At 41.0% G+C, this 18,302-nt stretch carries 19 protein-coding genes; 14 read left to right on the top strand and 5 right to left on the bottom strand.

From position 1 onward, the window contains the following. The first annotated feature begins 121 nt into the window (after positions 1-121). From ACFQ1G_RS00890 to ACFQ1G_RS00845, 10 genes are all read left to right on the top strand, one after another. Entirely contained in the window at positions 122-1,306 is a 1,185-nt protein-coding gene (locus tag ACFQ1G_RS00890) for an MFS transporter (protein WP_380736348.1), read from the top strand. Between the two features lie 39 nt (positions 1,307-1,345). Then, complete coding sequence (locus ACFQ1G_RS00885; RefSeq protein ID WP_380736347.1) at positions 1,346-2,941, top strand: GMC oxidoreductase; 1,596 nt, start codon at positions 1,346-1,348, stop codon at positions 2,939-2,941. A 72-nt stretch (positions 2,942-3,013) separates the two neighbouring features. Next, on the top strand, positions 3,014-3,658 hold the full coding sequence (locus tag ACFQ1G_RS00880) for a DsbA family oxidoreductase (RefSeq protein WP_380736346.1): 645 nt from the start codon (positions 3,014-3,016) through the stop codon (positions 3,656-3,658). A gap of 90 nt (positions 3,659-3,748) precedes the next feature. Next, the gene (locus tag ACFQ1G_RS00875) at positions 3,749-4,138 is read left to right on the top strand and encodes a DUF302 domain-containing protein (RefSeq protein WP_380736345.1); all 390 of its coding nucleotides are present in this window, start codon (positions 3,749-3,751) and stop codon (positions 4,136-4,138) included. Positions 4,139-4,278: 140 nt separating this feature from the next. Further along, positions 4,279-4,563, top strand: a complete 285-nt coding sequence (locus ACFQ1G_RS00870) for a rhodanese-like domain-containing protein (protein WP_380736343.1) — start codon at positions 4,279-4,281, stop codon at positions 4,561-4,563. A gap of 3 nt (positions 4,564-4,566) precedes the next feature. Continuing rightward, complete coding sequence (locus ACFQ1G_RS00865) at positions 4,567-4,878, top strand: rhodanese-like domain-containing protein (protein ID WP_380736341.1); 312 nt, start codon at positions 4,567-4,569, stop codon at positions 4,876-4,878. Then, a complete protein-coding gene (locus tag ACFQ1G_RS00860; protein WP_380736340.1) occupies positions 4,878-5,096 on the top strand; it encodes a hypothetical protein in 219 nt (72 codons plus the stop codon). Before ACFQ1G_RS00865 ends, ACFQ1G_RS00860 begins: the two co-directional genes overlap by 1 nt. Before the next feature lie 42 nt (positions 5,097-5,138). Beyond that, on the top strand, positions 5,139-5,588 hold the full coding sequence (locus ACFQ1G_RS00855) for an OsmC family protein (protein ID WP_380736338.1): 450 nt from the start codon (positions 5,139-5,141) through the stop codon (positions 5,586-5,588). 124 nt (positions 5,589-5,712) lie between these two features. Next, positions 5,713-6,177: an ArsI/CadI family heavy metal resistance metalloenzyme gene (locus ACFQ1G_RS00850; RefSeq protein ID WP_380736337.1), complete on the top strand. Its 465-nt coding sequence runs from the start codon at positions 5,713-5,715 to the stop codon at positions 6,175-6,177. A 130-nt stretch (positions 6,178-6,307) separates the two neighbouring features. Continuing rightward, a complete protein-coding gene (locus ACFQ1G_RS00845; protein WP_380736335.1) occupies positions 6,308-7,216 on the top strand; it encodes an alpha/beta fold hydrolase in 909 nt (302 codons plus the stop codon). Between the two features lie 38 nt (positions 7,217-7,254). Here ACFQ1G_RS00845 and ACFQ1G_RS00840 read toward each other — a convergent pair whose 3' ends face one another. Beyond that, positions 7,255-8,235 (bottom strand): L,D-transpeptidase, encoded by a 981-nt coding sequence (locus ACFQ1G_RS00840; RefSeq protein WP_380736334.1) that lies wholly within the window; start codon positions 8,233-8,235, stop codon positions 7,255-7,257. A 272-nt stretch (positions 8,236-8,507) separates the two neighbouring features. On the opposite strand from ACFQ1G_RS00840, the gene ACFQ1G_RS00835 reads away from it, so the two are divergent. The 4 genes from ACFQ1G_RS00835 to ACFQ1G_RS00820 all read left to right on the top strand — a co-directional run bounded on the left by ACFQ1G_RS00835 (position 8,508) and on the right by ACFQ1G_RS00820 (position 11,514). Continuing rightward, positions 8,508-8,879: a hypothetical protein gene (locus tag ACFQ1G_RS00835; RefSeq protein ID WP_380736333.1), complete on the top strand. Its 372-nt coding sequence runs from the start codon at positions 8,508-8,510 to the stop codon at positions 8,877-8,879. A 9-nt stretch (positions 8,880-8,888) separates the two neighbouring features. Then, positions 8,889-9,467, top strand: coding sequence for a pentapeptide repeat-containing protein (locus tag ACFQ1G_RS00830; RefSeq protein ID WP_380736332.1), 579 nt, complete (start codon positions 8,889-8,891; stop codon positions 9,465-9,467). Positions 9,468-9,639: 172 nt separating this feature from the next. Continuing rightward, the gene (locus tag ACFQ1G_RS00825) at positions 9,640-10,839 is read left to right on the top strand and encodes a DEAD/DEAH box helicase (protein WP_380736331.1); all 1,200 of its coding nucleotides are present in this window, start codon (positions 9,640-9,642) and stop codon (positions 10,837-10,839) included. 132 nt (positions 10,840-10,971) lie between these two features. Next, complete coding sequence (locus ACFQ1G_RS00820; RefSeq protein ID WP_380736330.1) at positions 10,972-11,514, top strand: macro domain-containing protein; 543 nt, start codon at positions 10,972-10,974, stop codon at positions 11,512-11,514. Here the strand turns inward: ACFQ1G_RS00820 and ACFQ1G_RS00815 are convergent. The 4 genes from ACFQ1G_RS00815 to lon all read right to left on the bottom strand — a co-directional run bounded on the left by ACFQ1G_RS00815 (position 11,511) and on the right by lon (position 18,206). Next, positions 11,511-12,506, bottom strand: coding sequence for an NADP-dependent oxidoreductase (locus tag ACFQ1G_RS00815; protein ID WP_380736329.1), 996 nt, complete (start codon positions 12,504-12,506; stop codon positions 11,511-11,513). The genes ACFQ1G_RS00820 and ACFQ1G_RS00815 overlap by 4 nt on opposite strands. Before the next feature lie 149 nt (positions 12,507-12,655). Then, entirely contained in the window at positions 12,656-14,491 is a 1,836-nt protein-coding gene (gene rpsA, locus ACFQ1G_RS00810; RefSeq protein ID WP_380736328.1) for a 30S ribosomal protein S1, read from the bottom strand. Between the two features lie 431 nt (positions 14,492-14,922). Next, positions 14,923-15,615 (bottom strand): (d)CMP kinase, encoded by a 693-nt coding sequence (gene cmk / locus ACFQ1G_RS00805; RefSeq protein WP_380736327.1) that lies wholly within the window; start codon positions 15,613-15,615, stop codon positions 14,923-14,925. 140 nt (positions 15,616-15,755) lie between these two features. Next, complete coding sequence (gene lon / locus ACFQ1G_RS00800; RefSeq protein WP_380736326.1) at positions 15,756-18,206, bottom strand: endopeptidase La; 2,451 nt, start codon at positions 18,204-18,206, stop codon at positions 15,756-15,758. Positions 18,207-18,302: the final 96 nt, after the last annotated feature.

Here is an 18,302-nt window from a genome sequence, read left to right as displayed (position 1 = left end):
TTCTTATATTGGGTTAATAATTGGCATTTTAGGCGATTCTTTCCTTTCTAATATACGGAAATATAATGCAACTATCTGAATTTTAGACACTTGAAATAAAACCTCCATTTAATCTCAGAATATGCCGACTGCCAGATATATCTTACCCATTATAGTGCTTGCCCAATTTTGCTGCACTTCTTTGTGGTTCGCAGGAAACGCCGTAATGACAGATCTGCTAGGCACATTTGATCTCGAACTTACGGCCCTGGGGCATTTAACTTCCGCAGTTCAATTCGGGTTCATTTCCGGAACCTTATTATTCGCTTTTCTAAGTATCGCCGACAGGTTTTCCCCTTCTAAAGTATTCTTTGTCTGCGCCCTTTTGGGAGCTGTTGTGAACCTTGGGATCACCCTGGAAAGTAATTCCCTGGCTACTTTGATCCTGCTCAGGTTTCTTACTGGATTTTCACTGGCGGGAATCTATCCCGTGGGAATGAAGATCGCTGCCGATTATTTTGACAAAGGTCTTGGAACCTCTCTCGGATTTTTGGTAGGTGCCCTCGTTCTCGGAACCGCTTTTCCGCATCTTTTAAAAACCTTTACTTCGGAAAGTATTCCGTGGAGACTGGTTTTGTTTTCCACTTCCGGTTTTGCTGTGGTGGGCGGTTTCCTGATCCTTTTACTGGTACCTGACGGTCCTTTCCGAAGCCCTAAGCTAAATAAGGATTTTTCAGCTTTCCTGAAGGTCTTCAAAAATCCGCCTTTTCGGGCTGCCGCCTTTGGCTATTTCGGGCATATGTGGGAATTGTACGCCTTTTGGGCATTTATTCCGGTTATTCTAAATACCTATCAAAAAGTAAATCCCGGGGTAGAGCTTAACATCCCCCTGTTCTCATTTGTGATCATAGGAGCGGGAGGTCTCGCCTGTGTTACAGGCGGCTACATTTCCAGGTCTTTAGGCACAAAAAGAACCGCTGCCTCCGCTCTTTTCCTTTCCGGGTGTTGCTGCCTGCTTTCCCCGCTGGTATTTTTTTACGGTTCAGAAGTGACGCTGCTCCTTTTTCTCATTTTCTGGGGGCTCGCGGTGGTAGCCGATTCTCCTCTTTTTTCCACGCTGGTAGCACAGAATGCTCCTGCGGAATCCAGAGGCACCGCTCTCACTATCGTAAATTCCATTGGATTCGCGATCACGATCTTCAGCATTCAATTGCTTAATTACCTGCTCCTAAGTTATTCGGCTTTTTACATTTTTCTTATTCTAAGCATTGGCCCGGCCTTTGGGTTGTGGTCACTTTATAAAAAAAGAGTTCCTGTTTCCTCATAAATAATGTAGTTTTAAGAGGAGAAAATCATTCTTTCATTCATGGATCAAGACTATGATTACATAATTATTGGCAGCGGTTTCGGCGGCTCGGTGAGCGCTTTGCGACTTTCTGAAAAAGGCTATAAGGTCCTGGTCATAGAAAAAGGGAAGTGGTTCAAGGCGGAAGACTTCCCGAAGACCAACTGGAATCTGCGGAAATGGTTGTGGATCCCTGCTCTGCGCTTCTTCGGAATAATGAAACTCAGTATCTTCAGGCATATAGCGGTGATCTCTGGTACGGGAGTGGGTGGCGGCTCTCTCGTGTATGCCAATACCTTACCCGTTCCTAAAAAGGCATTTTACACCTCCGGGAGCTGGAGCACGCTGGCAGACTGGGAAAGTGAATTAAAACCCTTCTACAAACAGGCATTGAAAATGCTGGGAGCGACTCCAAACCCAAAACTTTTTGACGGCGATCTCGCGTTGAAGCAAATGGCTGAAGAAATGGGCAGAAAAGAGCACTTCGAAGCCCCTGATGTGGCGGTTTACTTCGGAAAAGAAGGCCAGACCGTAAAAGACCCGTATTTTGAAGGTCAGGGACTAGAAAGGACCGGCTGTATCTTTTGCGGAGGCTGTATGACCGGCTGCAGGCATAACGCGAAGAACACCCTTGACAAGAATTACCTGTGGCTGGCACAGCAACACGGGGCAGAGATCCTTGCTGAAAATGAGGTTTTCGACGTCCAGGCTTCAGCCGAAGGATATGAAATTCACTCAAAGTCGAGTACGGCATTCTTTCCGAAGAAGAGAAGATTCACAAGCAAAGGTGTCATCTTTTCAGGAGGAGTATTAGGTACCGTCAAGTTGCTTTTAAAATTGAAAGAAAGCTCCCTTCCGAAATTATCCAACAAATTAGGCGATGATATTCGCACCAACAATGAAACTTTAATAAGTGTTTCGACCGCTGACAAAAATAAAGACCTTTCCAAAGGGGTCGCTATAGGCAGTCTATTGCATACAGATGAGAACAGTCATTTGGAGATCGTGCGCTACTCAAAAGGTTCCGGCTTCTGGAAACTGCTGCACCTGCCCATGGCCGAAGGAAAAAACCCTGTCAGCAGACTGGTTCACATCTTTGGTCAGCTTCTCTCCTCTCCTTTTTCCTGGTTCAAGACCTATTTTATCAACAGCTGGTCAAAAAGCACGACCGTACTGCTTTTTATGCAGTCTGTAGACAGTACTCTCAGATTAAAAAGAAATTTCTTCGGAAGTCTTTCCACCGGTGTTAGTAAAGGTAAAAAACCAACCTCTGATATTCCGGAGTCAAAAGAACTCACAAACAGATACCGCAAGATCATCAACGGGAAAGCGACTTCTTTCGCCCTTGAGAGCCTGGCAGGTATTCCTACTACAGCACATATTTTAGGGGGCGCTGTAATGGGAAAAGATGCTACAACAGGAGTGATCAATGCCAAAAATGAGGTCTTTGGCTATGAAAATATGTATGTCATAGACGGCTCCATGATCTCCAGTAATCCCGGTGTGAATCCCAGTCTTTCCATTACTGCCATCGCTGAAAGGGCCATGAATTTAATTCCGGAAAAAGATGAAGCTTCAAAAATGACATTTAAAGACCCTGTTGCGAAAAGTCAGTAATTCCTGTAGTTTTGACCGATTCTAATATTAGGTTCAAAGTTTGCTAATAGTATTCCTTTAAAAAATAAATTCATGACAGTAGATATATGGTCAGATGTGCGTTGCCCTTTTTGTTATATAGGCAAGCATAAGTTTGAGAACGCGCTTAAAGAATTCAATCATAAAGACAATGTGGAAGTCCGCTGGCACAGTTTCCAGCTGGATCCAACCATAAAAACCTCACCCGAACTAAGTACTTTGGATTATTTCACTCAGGTGAAAAATGTATCTAAGGAACAGGCTTTGGAAATGTTCAGTAATATGGAAGACATGGCCAGGGAAAGCGGATTAAAGATCGATTCAAATTCCACTGTGCTGGCCAATTCCTTCAGGGCCCACTTACTTATTCAATTGGCGATCCAAAAAGGGCTTGCCAATGAAGTTGAAGAAGCCCTGTTTATCGCCCATTTTTCGGAAGCAAAGAACATTGACGATGAGGAAACTCTTGTGGAAATTGGGATTTCAGCAGGTTTAGCTGAACAAGAGGTGAGAAACGCTTTAACTTCCGAAGAATTGAGCTATGCAGTAAAGCAGGACGAAATGCAGGCACAGCAAATTGGAGTTCGAGGTGTCCCGTTCTTTGTATTTAATCATAAACATGGTGTCTCAGGAGCTCAGGCCACCGAAACCTTCAAGGAAGTTCTGGAAAAAGTTTGGGAAGAAGAAACCGGGAAGTAAGACCATTTCGTAACAAGAGTTACTGAAAATGCCTTTCAAAAAACTCATTTTTGTAGTACCTTAAGTATCAAACTAAAAGACCACAAAAAAATGAGCTATTATTTTACAAAAACGGTAAACGAAGATTTTGACGGGGCTATTGAGAAAGTCACCGAAGAACTAAAACAAGAAGGTTTTGGAATTTTAACCGAGATCGATGTAAAGGAAACCTTTAAGAAGAAACTTGATAAAGATTTTCGGAAGTATCGCATCCTTGGAGCCTGCAACCCTAATATGGCGTTCCAGGCGATCCAATCTGAAAGCAGGATTGGAACCATGTTACCCTGCAACGTGATCGTTCAGGAACTGGATAACGGAAAAGTGGAAGTTTCGGCAGTAGATCCTGTAGCATCCATGCAGGCAGTTAAAAATGACTCCCTGGGTGACATTGCAGAACAGGTTCGGGAGAAATTAAAAAAGGTGATCGATAATCTTAATTAGATCTTATAAAGAATATCATTTAAGATCCGGAATACCATTAATTCCGGATCTTTTTTATTTCCTTCTTGTGTAACAAAAGTAACTGAACACCCCGCTCTATCAACCTATTTTTGTGCCTGTTAATCATGAAAATGAATTCTATGGAAATTGAAAATTTAATAAAAGAAAATAAAGGTACTATTATAGATGTGCGCACCCGGGGAGAATTTAGCGGTGGGCATGTTTCCGGTTCATTAAATATCCCACTGAACGAGATCCCTCATAGAATGGATGAACTGGACACTATGAATGCCCCGCTTATATTGTGTTGTGCTTCAGGAATGCGAAGCAGCCAGGCAGCTAACTTTCTTAGCAGGCAGGGAATAGACTGCGTTAATGGCGGTTCGTGGCTTGAAGTTAATTATTTACAATCAAAATCTGCTTAATCTATGCTTACTGCACTTAAAAATTTATTCGGATTGGGAGAACAACCCGAATATTCAGAAATGATAAAAAACGGAGGGGTCATTATTGACGTCCGCACAAAAAAGGAATATACTTCAGGGCATATAAAAGGATCCAAAAACATCCCTTTGAACAGCCTTTCCAATAATCTAAAAAAATTAAATAAACACCAGACCGTCATCACCTGCTGTGCCTCTGGAATGCGAAGTGCTTCGGCAAAATCCATCCTTCAGGCAAATGGCTTCACAGATGTGTATAACGGTGGCGGATGGAGAAACCTTCAAAATAAACTATAATGAAAAAGAGGCTTTTAACAGGGTGGACCTTTACCCGCGGCGCTTACCTCGCAATTGGTGTGCTTGTACTGGCCCAGGCTTTTTCGGCCGGCCAGTGGTGGGGAGTTGCGTTAGGTTCCTATGTTAGCCTCATGGGATTATTCGGATTTGGTTGTGCCGGTGGAAATTGTCCCGGTGGTAGCTGTGAGGTGGAACCTGATGCAGATCACAAAAATTGACATAAAAGCCTTCTAACTTAGAACCATAAAAACACTAAACTCATGGAGCATTATTATAAAGTTGATCTCGATTGGAAATCTGACCGAAAAGGAGAAATATCATCTCTTGAATTAAATCAAAAAATTGAAGTGGCAACCCCACCGGAATTCCCAAAAGGAATGGCAGGAATCTGGTCTCCCGAACATTTATTCACAGCTGCAGTGAACAGTTGTTTTATGACCACGTTCCTCGCTATTGCTGAAAATTCTAAACTTGAGTTCAAGAATTTCAGCTGTCCTGCAAAAGGAAAATTAAGCAAGGTGGATGGAAAATTTGCCATGTCTGAAGTTATCTTAGAGCCGGTACTTACCATTGTAAATGAGGAAGACCGTGAAAAAGCTGAAAAGATCTTACATAAGGCTGAAAAAGCCTGTCTTATTACTAACTCTTTAAAGACTGAAGTGCTGCTTCAGCCTGTTATAGAATTGGAAAACAGTCTTTCTTTTAGCTAAACAGTACCCCCTACACCCAAGATCCCGCTTTGAAGTAAAATTCTATGCGGGATTTTTTTTTAATTTTTTTGCGTCTTTTTTGAAGCGCTGCAGTCTTGATAGCGAAACTTTAAAATTGATACAAATGAAAACCTTTCACGTACACGTAAGAGTTAAAGATCTAAAAGAAAGTATTGAGTTCTATACTGCCTTATTCAATACACAACCCAGCCTTATCAAACCCGATTATGCCAAATGGATGCTGGAAGATCCCAGGATCAACTATGCTATTTCTTCCGGCCATTCCGAAACAGGAATCGAACACCTGGGGCTCCAAACAGATAGTGAGGCAGAACTGAAGGAAATTTATGCAGGTATGCAGCAAGCTAAAGGTGCGGTTCGGGAAGAAGGTGAATGCACTTGTTGTTATTCTAAATCTCAAAAGAGCTGGATCACAGATCCACAGGGAGTAGATTGGGAAGCATTTTATACTCACGGCAGTTCCACTGTTTATGGAGAAGGTGACAATGCCAGGCCTGCGCCTGAGGTAATGGAACAGTGGTCTGGAAACGACGCAAAGAATGCCCCGGGTTCCACTCCTGAAAAATAATTTCAGTTACCGTGTAACAAAGATCCAATTGAAAAGTCACTGGATAGACTGTTATAAAAAAGAATAATTGTTTGAACCAGAAACCAACCCCGGTCCCGGCCGGGGCGTTTCAATAATAACCGCCAAAAAAATGAAAAAAAGATTTTTGTTAATAATGCTGTTGTTTACCTGCTTCACAATGGTGGCAGAGGAAAAGAAATTCACCACATCAGACGGGGTAGAACTTTACGTAAAAGTAGAAGGTAATGGCACTCCTCTCCTATATTTACACGGAGGTCCCGGATCGGGTAGTTATTGGTTTGAGGAATTCTTCGGAAAATTTATGGAAGAACATTTCACCATAGTTTATCTAGATCAACGCGGCGTAGGGCGATCCAAAAGTCCTGCTGATGGAAATTTCTCTATGGACCGAATGGCCTTGGATTTTGAGGAGCTTAGAGAATTTCTAGGATATGAAAGCTGGTTAACGCTGGGGCATTCTTTTGGAGGGCTTTTACAAATGGGGTACGCTGAAAGATATCCGGAAGCTCACAAAGGAATGTTGATGATCAACTGCACCCTTAACATCAGTCAGACATGTTGCGAAAGCTGGTTTCCAAAGGCCGCTGAATTTGTGGGAGAATCATATGATTCCTGTGAAACTGACAGCATGACTGTAATGGAAAGAATGGGCTACTTTGGAAATAAACTGCGTGAAAATGAGGTGTTCTGGAAAATGGCTTATAAAGATCCAAAAAATGAAGTGGTCATGAATAAAACTTACGAAGGAATACCTAACTGGAACTATGATTTTGGCAATGCCGCTATGAGTAATCCCGAATTCTGGGTCGATTTTAAACATCTAACTGATAAGATGGAAATGCCCGTTCTATTTTTCTATGGTAGCGAGGATTGGATGATTGGACCAGATCATTATAAAGATGTGAATTTTCCAAAAATGCTATTATGGGAAAGTAAGGTGGGACACATACCTTTCCTGGAGGCAAAAGATGACCTGGGAAAAGCTTTGATCAGTTATAAAGAGCGATTTAATTTTTAGAAGTGTTCTTACTAAAAAAAGCCCTTTCGGGCTTTTTTTTATTCTATTGTCTCCAATTCGTTTACGGGAGGCAGAAGTAGTTCATTCTCAGCTTCAGGTTTGGCAAAATTTCTCTCATCCTCAAAATAGGCTTTTACATATGCCTGTAAGGTGTCCTTTTCTACAGAGGTCAAGAGGTTATCCTCATGATCCTTGGCAAGGTTTAACCAGGGAACCGGCTTTTCAAAATCATATTTTCCAAAGACCATAAAAGGAGTACCATTCTGAAGAATGGTATTGGCGTCATCACTCAGTTTCCATTGTTCAGCCCAGTCGTAAACATACATGGCATCCTCCTTTCTAAGTCGGACGCAAGCATGACTTGCAGGAAAACCAGGCATTGAATATTCATGTACACCAACTCCTTCAAAATTCATGAAATTAAAATAGTATGGCATCAACCAGTCCGGATTAATGGTGCTAATCTTTTTTCGGGCCTTAAAATTTCCGTAATGGAGTCCGTTAGGAGTTGGAGTAGATCTTTTCCCTGAACTAACAGGCCCCCATCTTACCAGTTTACTATGCTCGTATAAAGCAATTCCCTGAACACGTTGTGAAATAAGCACAGTTTGAGGAATTGAGTCGAGAATTTCAAGATTTCTAGGAAAAGGAGAATAATCAATTAGGTCACCGGTTAAAGTGTCAGGAACAATTAGCACATCCCCTTTATTAAGCCTTCTCGCGTCTACCCTGTTCAAGGCAAAAATCAGGTGCTGTTGCTCTGGGCTGTATTTGTTTTTAAAACTATCAACTTTGGCTTTGGTCTGCATCGAGTCAATATGGTAAGTAACAACGAGTGCCGGTTCCTTTTCTACCTTCTTCGGAATAGCCACTGTATCCTTAACATTTCGTTCTGACTTAATGTTTGTTGAATCTATTTCGGCTTCTCCGGGATTACAAGAATAGATCACAAAAAGAATCACACTTAAGACGATCAACGAATTAAATAATCTGTATATCAGATCTTTATCCACTTTCATAGGTTTGATTATTGTTCATCAATTTATATACCTCAATATTTAAATAAATAATTCTCCTTATGGTTAACGGACAGCCAAAGCTTTGATAAAAATCCCTAATTTTAACCCCTAAATACCCGATTATTTATATATTTTTTAAATTATTAAGAGAAATTCATTTTTATTTTCAATACACATGGATCAAAAATTTTATCCCAATTCGCTCAAAAAGAAGCCGAATAGGTAGTGTTTTTAACACACTTTTATTATATTGGCTGCTTAAGAACCAGACTATGAAACCACTATTCCTATTATTGTTCGCATTAATGAGTACAGGCCTTTTCGCACAGGAAGGACACGTAGTGTTTAAAGGTGATGATGTTGTTTTTTCGGGAGATAAAAGTTCTTTTCGCAATGGTCGCCAGATCGTTGAATTCACTGGCAATGTTCACTTTGCTTCAGACATTGTAGAAATCGAGAAAGCAGATAAGATCGTGTATGATCGTAAAACCAAAACATTTACGATAAGTGGGTTTAAAGAACTTCGCCTTCACGGGAAGAGACGTTTAGCGTCAGATCTTGGTTCAACCACTCTTAAACTGGATATTGCCGGAGGAGTCGCTTACCTTAAAGCCAATGACAAGGTTTGCCCCAAAGGCTGCTAATTACCTACAATGCTTTTAAATTTGCCCTTTTACAGGGATGAAATTTTTGAGAACATCACTTTTGCAGGATATGAGCTCGCAAAAATTGATTTTGACAATTGTCATTTCATAGGATGTGATCTATCCAACCTTCATCTTACCAATACAAATTTTTCAGAATGTGAATTCAAAAATTGTGATCTGAGTAACGCAGCATTAACAGGCACGACCGTTCAGGAGTGTCGATTCACAAATTGTAAGTTGCTCGGACTAAAATTTGAGGCTTGCAACCCTATTCTATTATCTTTTTCTTTTAAGGACTGTCAGCTTAATTTCTCTTCATTTTTCGGTCTTAAACTAAAAGGAACAAACTTCTTAAACTGTACTTTAGAACAGGCTGATTTTACCGAAGCTGATCTATCAAATAGTATTTTTAGTGACTGTAATTTAAAGGAGGTAATCTTTGACCACACCATTCTCGAAAATGCAGATATGGAAACAGCTTATAATTTATCCCTTGACCCGGAAAACAATAATATCAAGAAAGCTACTTTTTCAACTACCAATATTTCTGGGCTTTTAGATAAGTATGAAGTCATTATCAAATAGCCGTTTTCACGGCCCGGTTTTTGACTAATGTAGTATTAGAAGATAAAAAGCTTATCTTTGTACTCTTCTTTACATAAAAACACGGCAGGTTGTAAGCCGGTTTAGAATGAAAATCCACGAGCTGTTTCAGAAAATGCAACGTCTTTTCCAGCATTTCACATATACATATTGAATGTCTTTTAAAAATTTAAAATTAACACAGCCTATCCTGAAGGCTTTAGATGCTCAGGGCTACACTACTCCTACTCCAATCCAAAAACAAGCTATTCCCCTGGTGTTACAGGGAAATGACATTTTAGGGGTTGCACAAACAGGAACCGGTAAAACTGCGGCTTTTTCGATTCCGCTTTTACAGATACTGGCTGAAAAAAACAATGGAAACAGAGGGATCAAAGCCCTTATTCTTACTCCAACCCGGGAGCTGGCTATCCAGATCGATGAGAGTCTGGCAGCCTACGGAAAATACACCAACCTATCTCATTCTGTAATATTTGGGGGTGTTTCTCAGGTGAATCAAGTTTCAAAGCTCAAAAGAGGGGTCGACATTTTAGTTGCCACACCGGGAAGGCTTTTGGACCTAATGAACCAGGGTTTTATTAACCTTCGCCAGCTTGAAATATTCGTTTTGGACGAAGCTGACAGAATGCTTGATATGGGCTTTATTCACGATGTGAAAAAAGTGATCAAGGTTTTACCCACAAAACGACAAACGCTTTTCTTCTCGGCTACCATGCCCGAAGAGATACAGAGCCTGGCAAACATGATGCTTAAAAATCCGTCAAAGGTAGAGGTGACACCACCTTCATCAACAGTTGATAAGATCCAGCAACGAATTTATTTTACCAATAAACCAGATAAGCGAAAATTGTTGCTTCATTTACTTGAATCGAATGGAATTTCTACCGCACTGGTGTTTACCCGTACTAAACACGGAGCTGATAAGGTGGCAAGGTTTCTTGATAAGGCCAAAATAAAATCTGCTGCGATCCACGGAAATAAAAGTCAAAATTCAAGGCAGAATGCTTTGAAGAACTTTAAGAACGGAAACCTGAACGTTCTGGTTGCTACTGACATCGCTGCAAGAGGAATTGATATCGATGAACTTAAGCACGTCTTTAATTTCGACCTTCCGAATGTTCCGGAAACTTATGTTCATAGAATTGGTCGAACAGGTCGTGCCGGAAATGAAGGAATGGCTATTTCTTTCTGCGCCGCTGACGAACGCAAAGAATTAAAGGATATCGAAAAACTGGCAGCTATCAAGATCCCGGTTGTAGATGAACATCCTTATCCAATGGATCCTAACGCATCACCGGAAAAAGCACCGAAATCAAACAACAGAAATAATAACAGGCAAAGAAGAAGGTATTAATATTTTCCTTTCCTCTGCTTGTAATAAAACAGCCTTTCCATTCGGGAAGGCTGTTTTGTTTTTAGGTCATTTCTTAGCTATTCCGGAAAAGGTAAAATTTCATTATTTTTAAAGTAACTGAAATTAAGGACCATGGAAAAGGAAATAGCAGGTGTCAGGATTATTTGTCGGCAGGGAGATATTGTTAACCAAAAAGATTGCGAAGCAGTAGTTAATGCAGCAAATGCTCAATTGACAACCGGCGGCGGGGTGGCAGGCGCAATTCACAGGGCCGCCGGCCCGGAACTCGCAAAAGTAGCCCGTCCGATGGCACCCATAAAACCAGGAGAAGCAGTGATCACGAAAGGTTACGATCTCCCAAATGATTATGTTATCCACTGTTTGGGACCTGTTTACGGTAAAGATAAGCCTGAGGATAAGCTGCTATCAAATTGCTATTCAAACGCATTGAAACTTGCTGAACAAAACAATATAGAATCCATAGCTTTTCCTGCCATTTCAACAGGGATATTCGGATACCCACTTGAAGAAGCGGCTTCGGTGGCATTTGACACCATTCTCAAAATGGCATCAGGATTAAAAAAGGTTAAAAAGATTGTGTTCGTTCTACACACTATTCAGGACCTCGAAGTACATGAAAAAGTTCTTAACCGTGAATTCAATGAATTTAGCTAGATCTTGACTACCATTTTACCGGTATTCTTACCTTCGAACAATCCGATGAATGCTTCAGGCAGTTTATCAAATCCTTCCACCACTGTCTCGTCATATTTCAATTTACCCTCCTTAATCCAGGATCCTAACTGTTGAAGCGACGAACCGAAATCTTTTACATGGTCTCGCACCAAAAAACCCTGCATTAAAACTGTATTTTTAATAAGAATTCCTTCAGGTCGTGGTCCCATAGGAACTTCAGTTTCATTATAAAGGGAAATGGCACCGCAATTAATGATCCGTGCATCTTTGTTGACATTTTGAAGCACCGCATCCAGAATTTCCCCGCCTACATTATCAAAATATACATCAACTCCACCAGGACAGGCTTCAGCAATGGCTTGCTTCATATCTTTGGTGGAGTTATAATTAATACCCACATCAAACCCGAATTCCTGCTTTATGTGCTCGACTTTTTCATCGGTGCCGGCGATTCCAATAACACGACAACCTTTGATCTTTCCTATTTGACCAACGATGCTTCCTACTGCTCCTGCCGCTCCCGAAACGACCAGGGTTTCTCCTTCTTTAGGATGACCTATTTTCTCCAGTCCCAAATGGGCGGTTAATCCGGTTAGCCCCAGTACTCCTAAAAATGCGGAAAGAGGCGCCAGTTCTTTATGAACTTTATTCAGACCACTGCCTTTGGAAGTTTGAAGTTCTTTCCATTTCAACATGCCACTTACAAATTCCCCTTTTTGGAAGTTGGAATTATTAGATTCCACCACTTCAGCAACCACATTAGATTCTAATGGCTCGTTCAGCTTAAAGGGTTCAATATATGATTTCTGGTCCCGCATTCTTCCGCGGAGATATGGGTCAACAGAGATATAAAGAGACTTAAGAAGTACTTCTCCTTCTGCCGGTTTAGGATCATCCTCAGTGATCAATTCAAAATTTGAAGTGGAAGGTTTACCGGCGGGGCGGTTCTTAAAAAGTATCGTCTTGATCATATCAAAAAGTTTGCTTTAAAATACAGCTTCCGAAGAAATTCTGCAATACCAGGGTGCCAAAGAATGCTTAAAATTACGTTTAAAAAAAAGGCATAAAAAAAACCTCCTTAGTTGCCTAAGGAGGTTTTCATTATTTAAAATTTCAGGAATTAACTCTTCCCTTCCATTTTGTCTTTCAATGCTTGAAGTTCTGCGTTCACATCACCCATAGTGGTGCTGTTCTGAGCTTGTTGTGCAGCAGCTTTCTTCTGAGCCTGCTTCACGATTTGTTGCTCTTCTTCCTTGTGAATAGCAGTGTGAGATGCTACCACTCTCTTGAATTCTTTATTGAATTCAATGATCTGGAATTCTGCAGATTCTCCCTGCTTCAATTTGCTACCATCCTCTTTTTCAAGGTGACGGGTAGGAATGAATGCAGTGATATCTTCATTAAAATCAACTGTCGCACCTTTGTCAACGATCTCTGAAATTTCAGCTGTGTGAGTAGTACCTACAGCAAAATCAGTTTCGTATTTGTCCCAAGGGTTAGATTCAGTTTGTTTGTGACCTAAACTTAATTTACGCCCTTCAACATCTAGTTCAAGAACAACAACGTCAAGTTTATCACCTACGTTAGTAAATTCTGATGGATGCTTGATCTTCTTAGTCCAAGAAAGATCAGAGATGTAAATAAGTCCGTCGATACCTTCTTCCAACTCTACGAATACTCCGAAGTTAGTGAAGTTACGAACGATACCAGTGTGTCTAGAACCAACAGGGTACTTAGAGGTGATATCAGTCCATGGATCTTGAGTCAATTGCTTGATACCAAGAGACATTTTTCTGTCTTCACGATCTAAAGTAAGGATCTGTGCCTCAACCTCATCTCCAACGTTCACGAAGTCCTGAGCTGAGCGCAGGTGAGTACTCCATGACATTTCAGAAACGTGGATAAGACCTTCAACACCTTCAGCAACTTCGATAAATGCACCGTAATCTGCGATCACAACTACTTTACCTTTTACATTGTCACCAACTTTAAGGTTCTCATCAAGAGCTTCCCATGGGTGTTTGCTAAGCTGCTTAAGACCTAACTGAATTCTTGTTTTAGCCTCATCAAAGTCAAGGATAACAACGTTCAGTTTTTGATCAAGTTCAACGATCTCATTTGGATGGTTGATTCTTGACCAGCTAAGATCAGTGATGTGGATAAGTCCATCAACACCTCCAAGGTCAACGAATACACCGTAAGAAGTGATGTTCTTAACAGTACCTTCAAGTACCTGACCTTTTTCAAGCTGCCCGATAATTTCTTTTTTCTGCTCTTCGATATCTGCTTCGATAAGCGCTTTGTGAGATACAACAACGTTCTTGAATTCGTGGTTGATCTTAACCACTTTGAATTCCATTGTTTTACCTACGTATGCATCGTAATCCCTAATTGGCTTCACATCGATCTGTGAACCTGGAAGGAAAGCTTCAATACCAAATACATCTACGATCATACCACCTTTGGTACGACATTTAACGTAACCATTAACGATAAGACCTTCATCATGAGCCTTGTTCACACGATCCCATGCCATGATAACACGAGCCTTACGGTGAGAAAGGATCAATTGACCTGTAGCATCTTCACGAACATCGATCAATACTTCAACCTCATCTCCTACTTTAAGATCCGGGTTGTAACGGAACTCGTTCAAAGAAATAACACCTTCACTCTTCGCGTTGATGTCGATGATCGCGTCACGATCTGTAATGTTGATCACTTTTCCTGTAGTAACTTCGTCATCTAAAGTGTCAACGAAATTCTCGGCTACAAGCTTCTCAAATTCTTCCAGCTTCTGGTCGTCGATAGGATCAATTCCTTCTTCGTAGTTGTGCCAGTTGAATTCTTTTAAGAATTGCTCAGGGTTTTGCTGTTGTGCAGCAGTCTCAGGTTGAGATGCAGTATCCATCCCAGCTACTTCCTGAACTTCTTGGTTTTTGTTTTCTTCAGCCATTGCTGATAATTAATTTGTATCCTGTATTCTTCGGAAGAAATTCTGCAATAAAAGAACACAGAAGTGTTTATAATATTGATTTTCAACCCTTTTACTCCTCCGGGTATTGCTAAAAGGAGTGCAAAAATACAACTATTTATTACAATTAACAATTGTCAATAAACAATTATCAAAAATTTGATCCTGAAGAGGTTGGATAGTTGCAGGTTATCGGTTTTCTGTTCTCAGTTTTCTATTGCAACTGTCAGACTGAGCCGGTGACAGCCGAAAGGTCGAAGCCCATTGCGAGTTGCCGTTTGGGGTTACCGGTTGCGAGAAACTGTCTCCCCGAGCGGAGTCGAGGGGTTTATTGAGATGAAGGTCTCGACTTAGCTCGACCTGACAGATGTGGAAAATAGCAGTTATAGCAAATAACTGTTCATTGCTAATTGTTAATTGTTAATCGCCGAATTGTAAAGCTCCAGGATCTTCTCAAATTGACCTGACAAGGTGAGATGAGAATTATCGATCTCGACAGCATCTTCTGCTTTTACTAAAGGTGAATCCTCACGGGTAGTATCAAGATGATCTCTTTCCTGCACATTTTGCAAAACCTCCTTATAAGTTACCTCATCCCCTCTTTCACTTAACTCCTTAAATCTTCTTTGCGCTCGCTCTTCGGCTGAAGCGGTCATAAAGATCTTAAGTTCGGCATCTGGGAATACCACGGTACCAATATCACGGCCATCCATTACGATCCCTTTTTCCTTACCCATCTCCTGCTGTTGAGCAACCAGCATTTCCCTTACTTCGGGAATGGCCGCCACCTTACTTACATACTGGGAAACCTCCATTTGCCTGATCTCCTTTTCTACCTTCTCATTGTTCAGGTACATTTCCCCAAAACCGACTTCAGGGTTGAAAATGAACTTCAGTTTAATGAGTTCCAGATCGGCCACCAATGCATTATGATCAAAATGACCTTCAGAAATATAATTTTTCCGAAGTGCATATAAGGTTACCGCACGATACATTGCCCCGGTATCTACATACACATAGCCTAGTTCTTTAGCAAGTTGTTTGGCTACCGTACTTTTTCCGGTTGATGAAAATCCGTCTATCGCGATGGTGATCTTTTTTGTCATATATAAGGTATCAAGATTGGTGAGCGACAATCCTCATTGGCTCTTCTGAATCGTTTTGCAAAAATAGGGAATTGGGTCACTATTGAAAGAAATAATAGTAAACAAAAACCCCCGGAAGTTCCGGGGGCTGATAACTTAAATTATAATTTCTTCGGATTTTTCACCTTTTCTTTCAGAATAGCAATATCAATTACCTCTTTCATTTCCTTTACATAGTGAAATTTAAGACCTTTTAAATATTCCTCTTTAATTTCTTCTATATCTCTTCGGTTTTCTTCGCAAAGAATGATCTCTTTAATATGAGCTCTCTTGGCTGCAAGGATCTTTTCCTTAATACCTCCCACCGGAAGTACTTTTCCGCGTAGAGTTATCTCACCGGTCATGGCGATACTCTTTTTCACTTTCTTTTGGGTGTACAACGAAACCAAAGAAGTCAGCATGGTAATACCTGCACTTGGACCATCTTTTGGTGTCGCACCTTCAGGCACGTGAATATGAACATTATACTTCTCGATCACTTCAGGATCTATCCCAAGCTCCCCGGCATTACCTTTAATATATTCCAAAGCGATGGTAGCCGATTCCTTCATTACCTTACCAAGGTTTCCTGTAATGTTCAAGGCGCCTTTTCCTTTTGAAAGAATTGATTCAATAAAGAGAATATCACCACCAACCTGGGTCCAGGCCAAACCTGTCACCACTCCGGCAGTTTCATTATCCTCATATTTATCACGCTCCATTTTTGGGCTCCCAAGCACCTCTATAATATCTTCATCGGTGATCTTCACATTATACTCCTCTTCCATGGCAATACTCTTGGCTGCATATCTCACCATCTTGGCGATCTGCTTTTCTAGACTACGAACCCCGGATTCTCTGGTATATCCCTCAACTATCTTTTCAAGTTGCTTCTTTCCTATCTTAAGATTTTCCTTGGAAAGCCCGTGTTCCTTCAATTGCTTAGGCACCAGGTGTTGTTTAGCGATCTCTACCTTCTCCTCAATAGTATATCCTGTTACATTGATGATCTCCATTCGGTCTCTTAATGCCGGCTGAATGGTTCCCAGGTTATTGGCAGTGGCGATGAACATTACCTTTGAGAGATCATAAGGCATCTCCAGGAAGTTATCATGGAATTCACTGTTTTGCTCAGGATCCAACACCTCAAGTAAAGCTGAAGAAGGATCTCCGCTATGACCTACACTTAATTTATCGATCTCATCCAGGACAAATACAGGGTTACTTGTACCGGCCTTTTTCAAGCTCTGAACAATTCTTCCGGGCATGGCACCAATATATGTCTTACGGTGGCCTCTAATTTCAGCTTCATCACGAAGGCCACCTAAAGAAACACGCACATACTCCCTGCCTAGCGCTTCAGCGATAGATCTACCCAGACTGGTTTTACCAACTCCCGGAGGCCCATATAGACACAGGATCGGCGATTTCATGTCATTCCTGATCTTAAGAACCGCCAAATATTCAATGATCCTTTTCTTAACATCTTCAAGACCATAGTGGTCACGGTCAAGGATCTTTTGAGCCCTTTTTAGATCGAACTTATCTTTACTGAATTTACTCCACGGAAGATCCAGAAAGAGATCCAGGTAATTGCGTTGAATAGAATATTCGGCCACCTGCGGATTCATTCGCTGCATTTTTGAAAGTTCTTTTTCAAAATGTTTCTGAATGTTCTCAGGCCACTTTTTCTTTTTGGCGCGCGCCCTCATTTCTTCCAACTCCCCTTCATGAGAAACTCCGCCCAATTCTTCCTGAATGGTCTTCATTTGCTGCTGCAGGAAATATTCCCGCTGCTGCTGACTCATGTCACTTTGCACCTTGCTTTGAATATCATTTTTAAGCTCGAGCTTATGATATTCCATATTCATAAATTTCAAGGTGGACAGTGCGCGGTCCTTCAGGTTGTTTGTCTCCAGCAACTTCTGTTTTTCCTCTACGGAAAGGTTCATGTTAGAAGAAACAAAATTGATCAAGAAGGAAGGGCTCTCAATATTCTGGATAGCGAAAGATGCTTCCGAAGGAATATTCGGGCTATTCTTAATGATCTGAAGCGCAAGATCTTTTATGGAGTCAATGATCGCAGAAAATTCTTCATTATCCACCGCCGGTCTTGCTTCCGGCACCTCTTTGATCCTGGCCTTCATATAAGGCTTTTCAGCGATCACTTCGGTCACCTCGAAACGTTTTTTACCCTGAATGATGACAGTAGTATTCCCATCAGGCATTTTCAACACCCTAAGAATTCTTGCAACTACCCCAATCTTATTGATGTCATTAGCGGTAGGATTCTCAACTTTTTCATCTTTTTGAGAAACCACCCCAATTACTTTACTATCACTATTAGCTTCATTGATAAGCTTGATGGAAGTATCACGACCGGCCGTAATAGGTATCACCACTCCTGGAAACAGAACGGTGTTTCTTAATGGAAGTATAGGTAATTCTTCCGGGAGGTTTTCTTTATTTATTTCTTCTTCGTCTTCGGGGGTCATTAAGGGAATTAATTCCGCATCTTCATCTATTCCTTGTAATGACAGACTGTCAAGATCTGTAAATTTTGTTCTGCCCATTATATTTTTTTAAGTCAAACTGTCACTGCAGTTGTTTATACATTCTAATTGATCTGCTTTATTACCTTTACAAAACCTGAAAAACAGGGGGTTATA

Origin of the sequence: Salinimicrobium gaetbulicola (assembly GCF_042676025.1) — a bacterium.
Lineage (GTDB): Bacteria > Bacteroidota > Bacteroidia > Flavobacteriales > Flavobacteriaceae > Salinimicrobium > Salinimicrobium gaetbulicola.
Note: the sequence above shows the minus strand (reverse complement) of the source record. Positions and strands in the feature narration are given on the sequence as shown.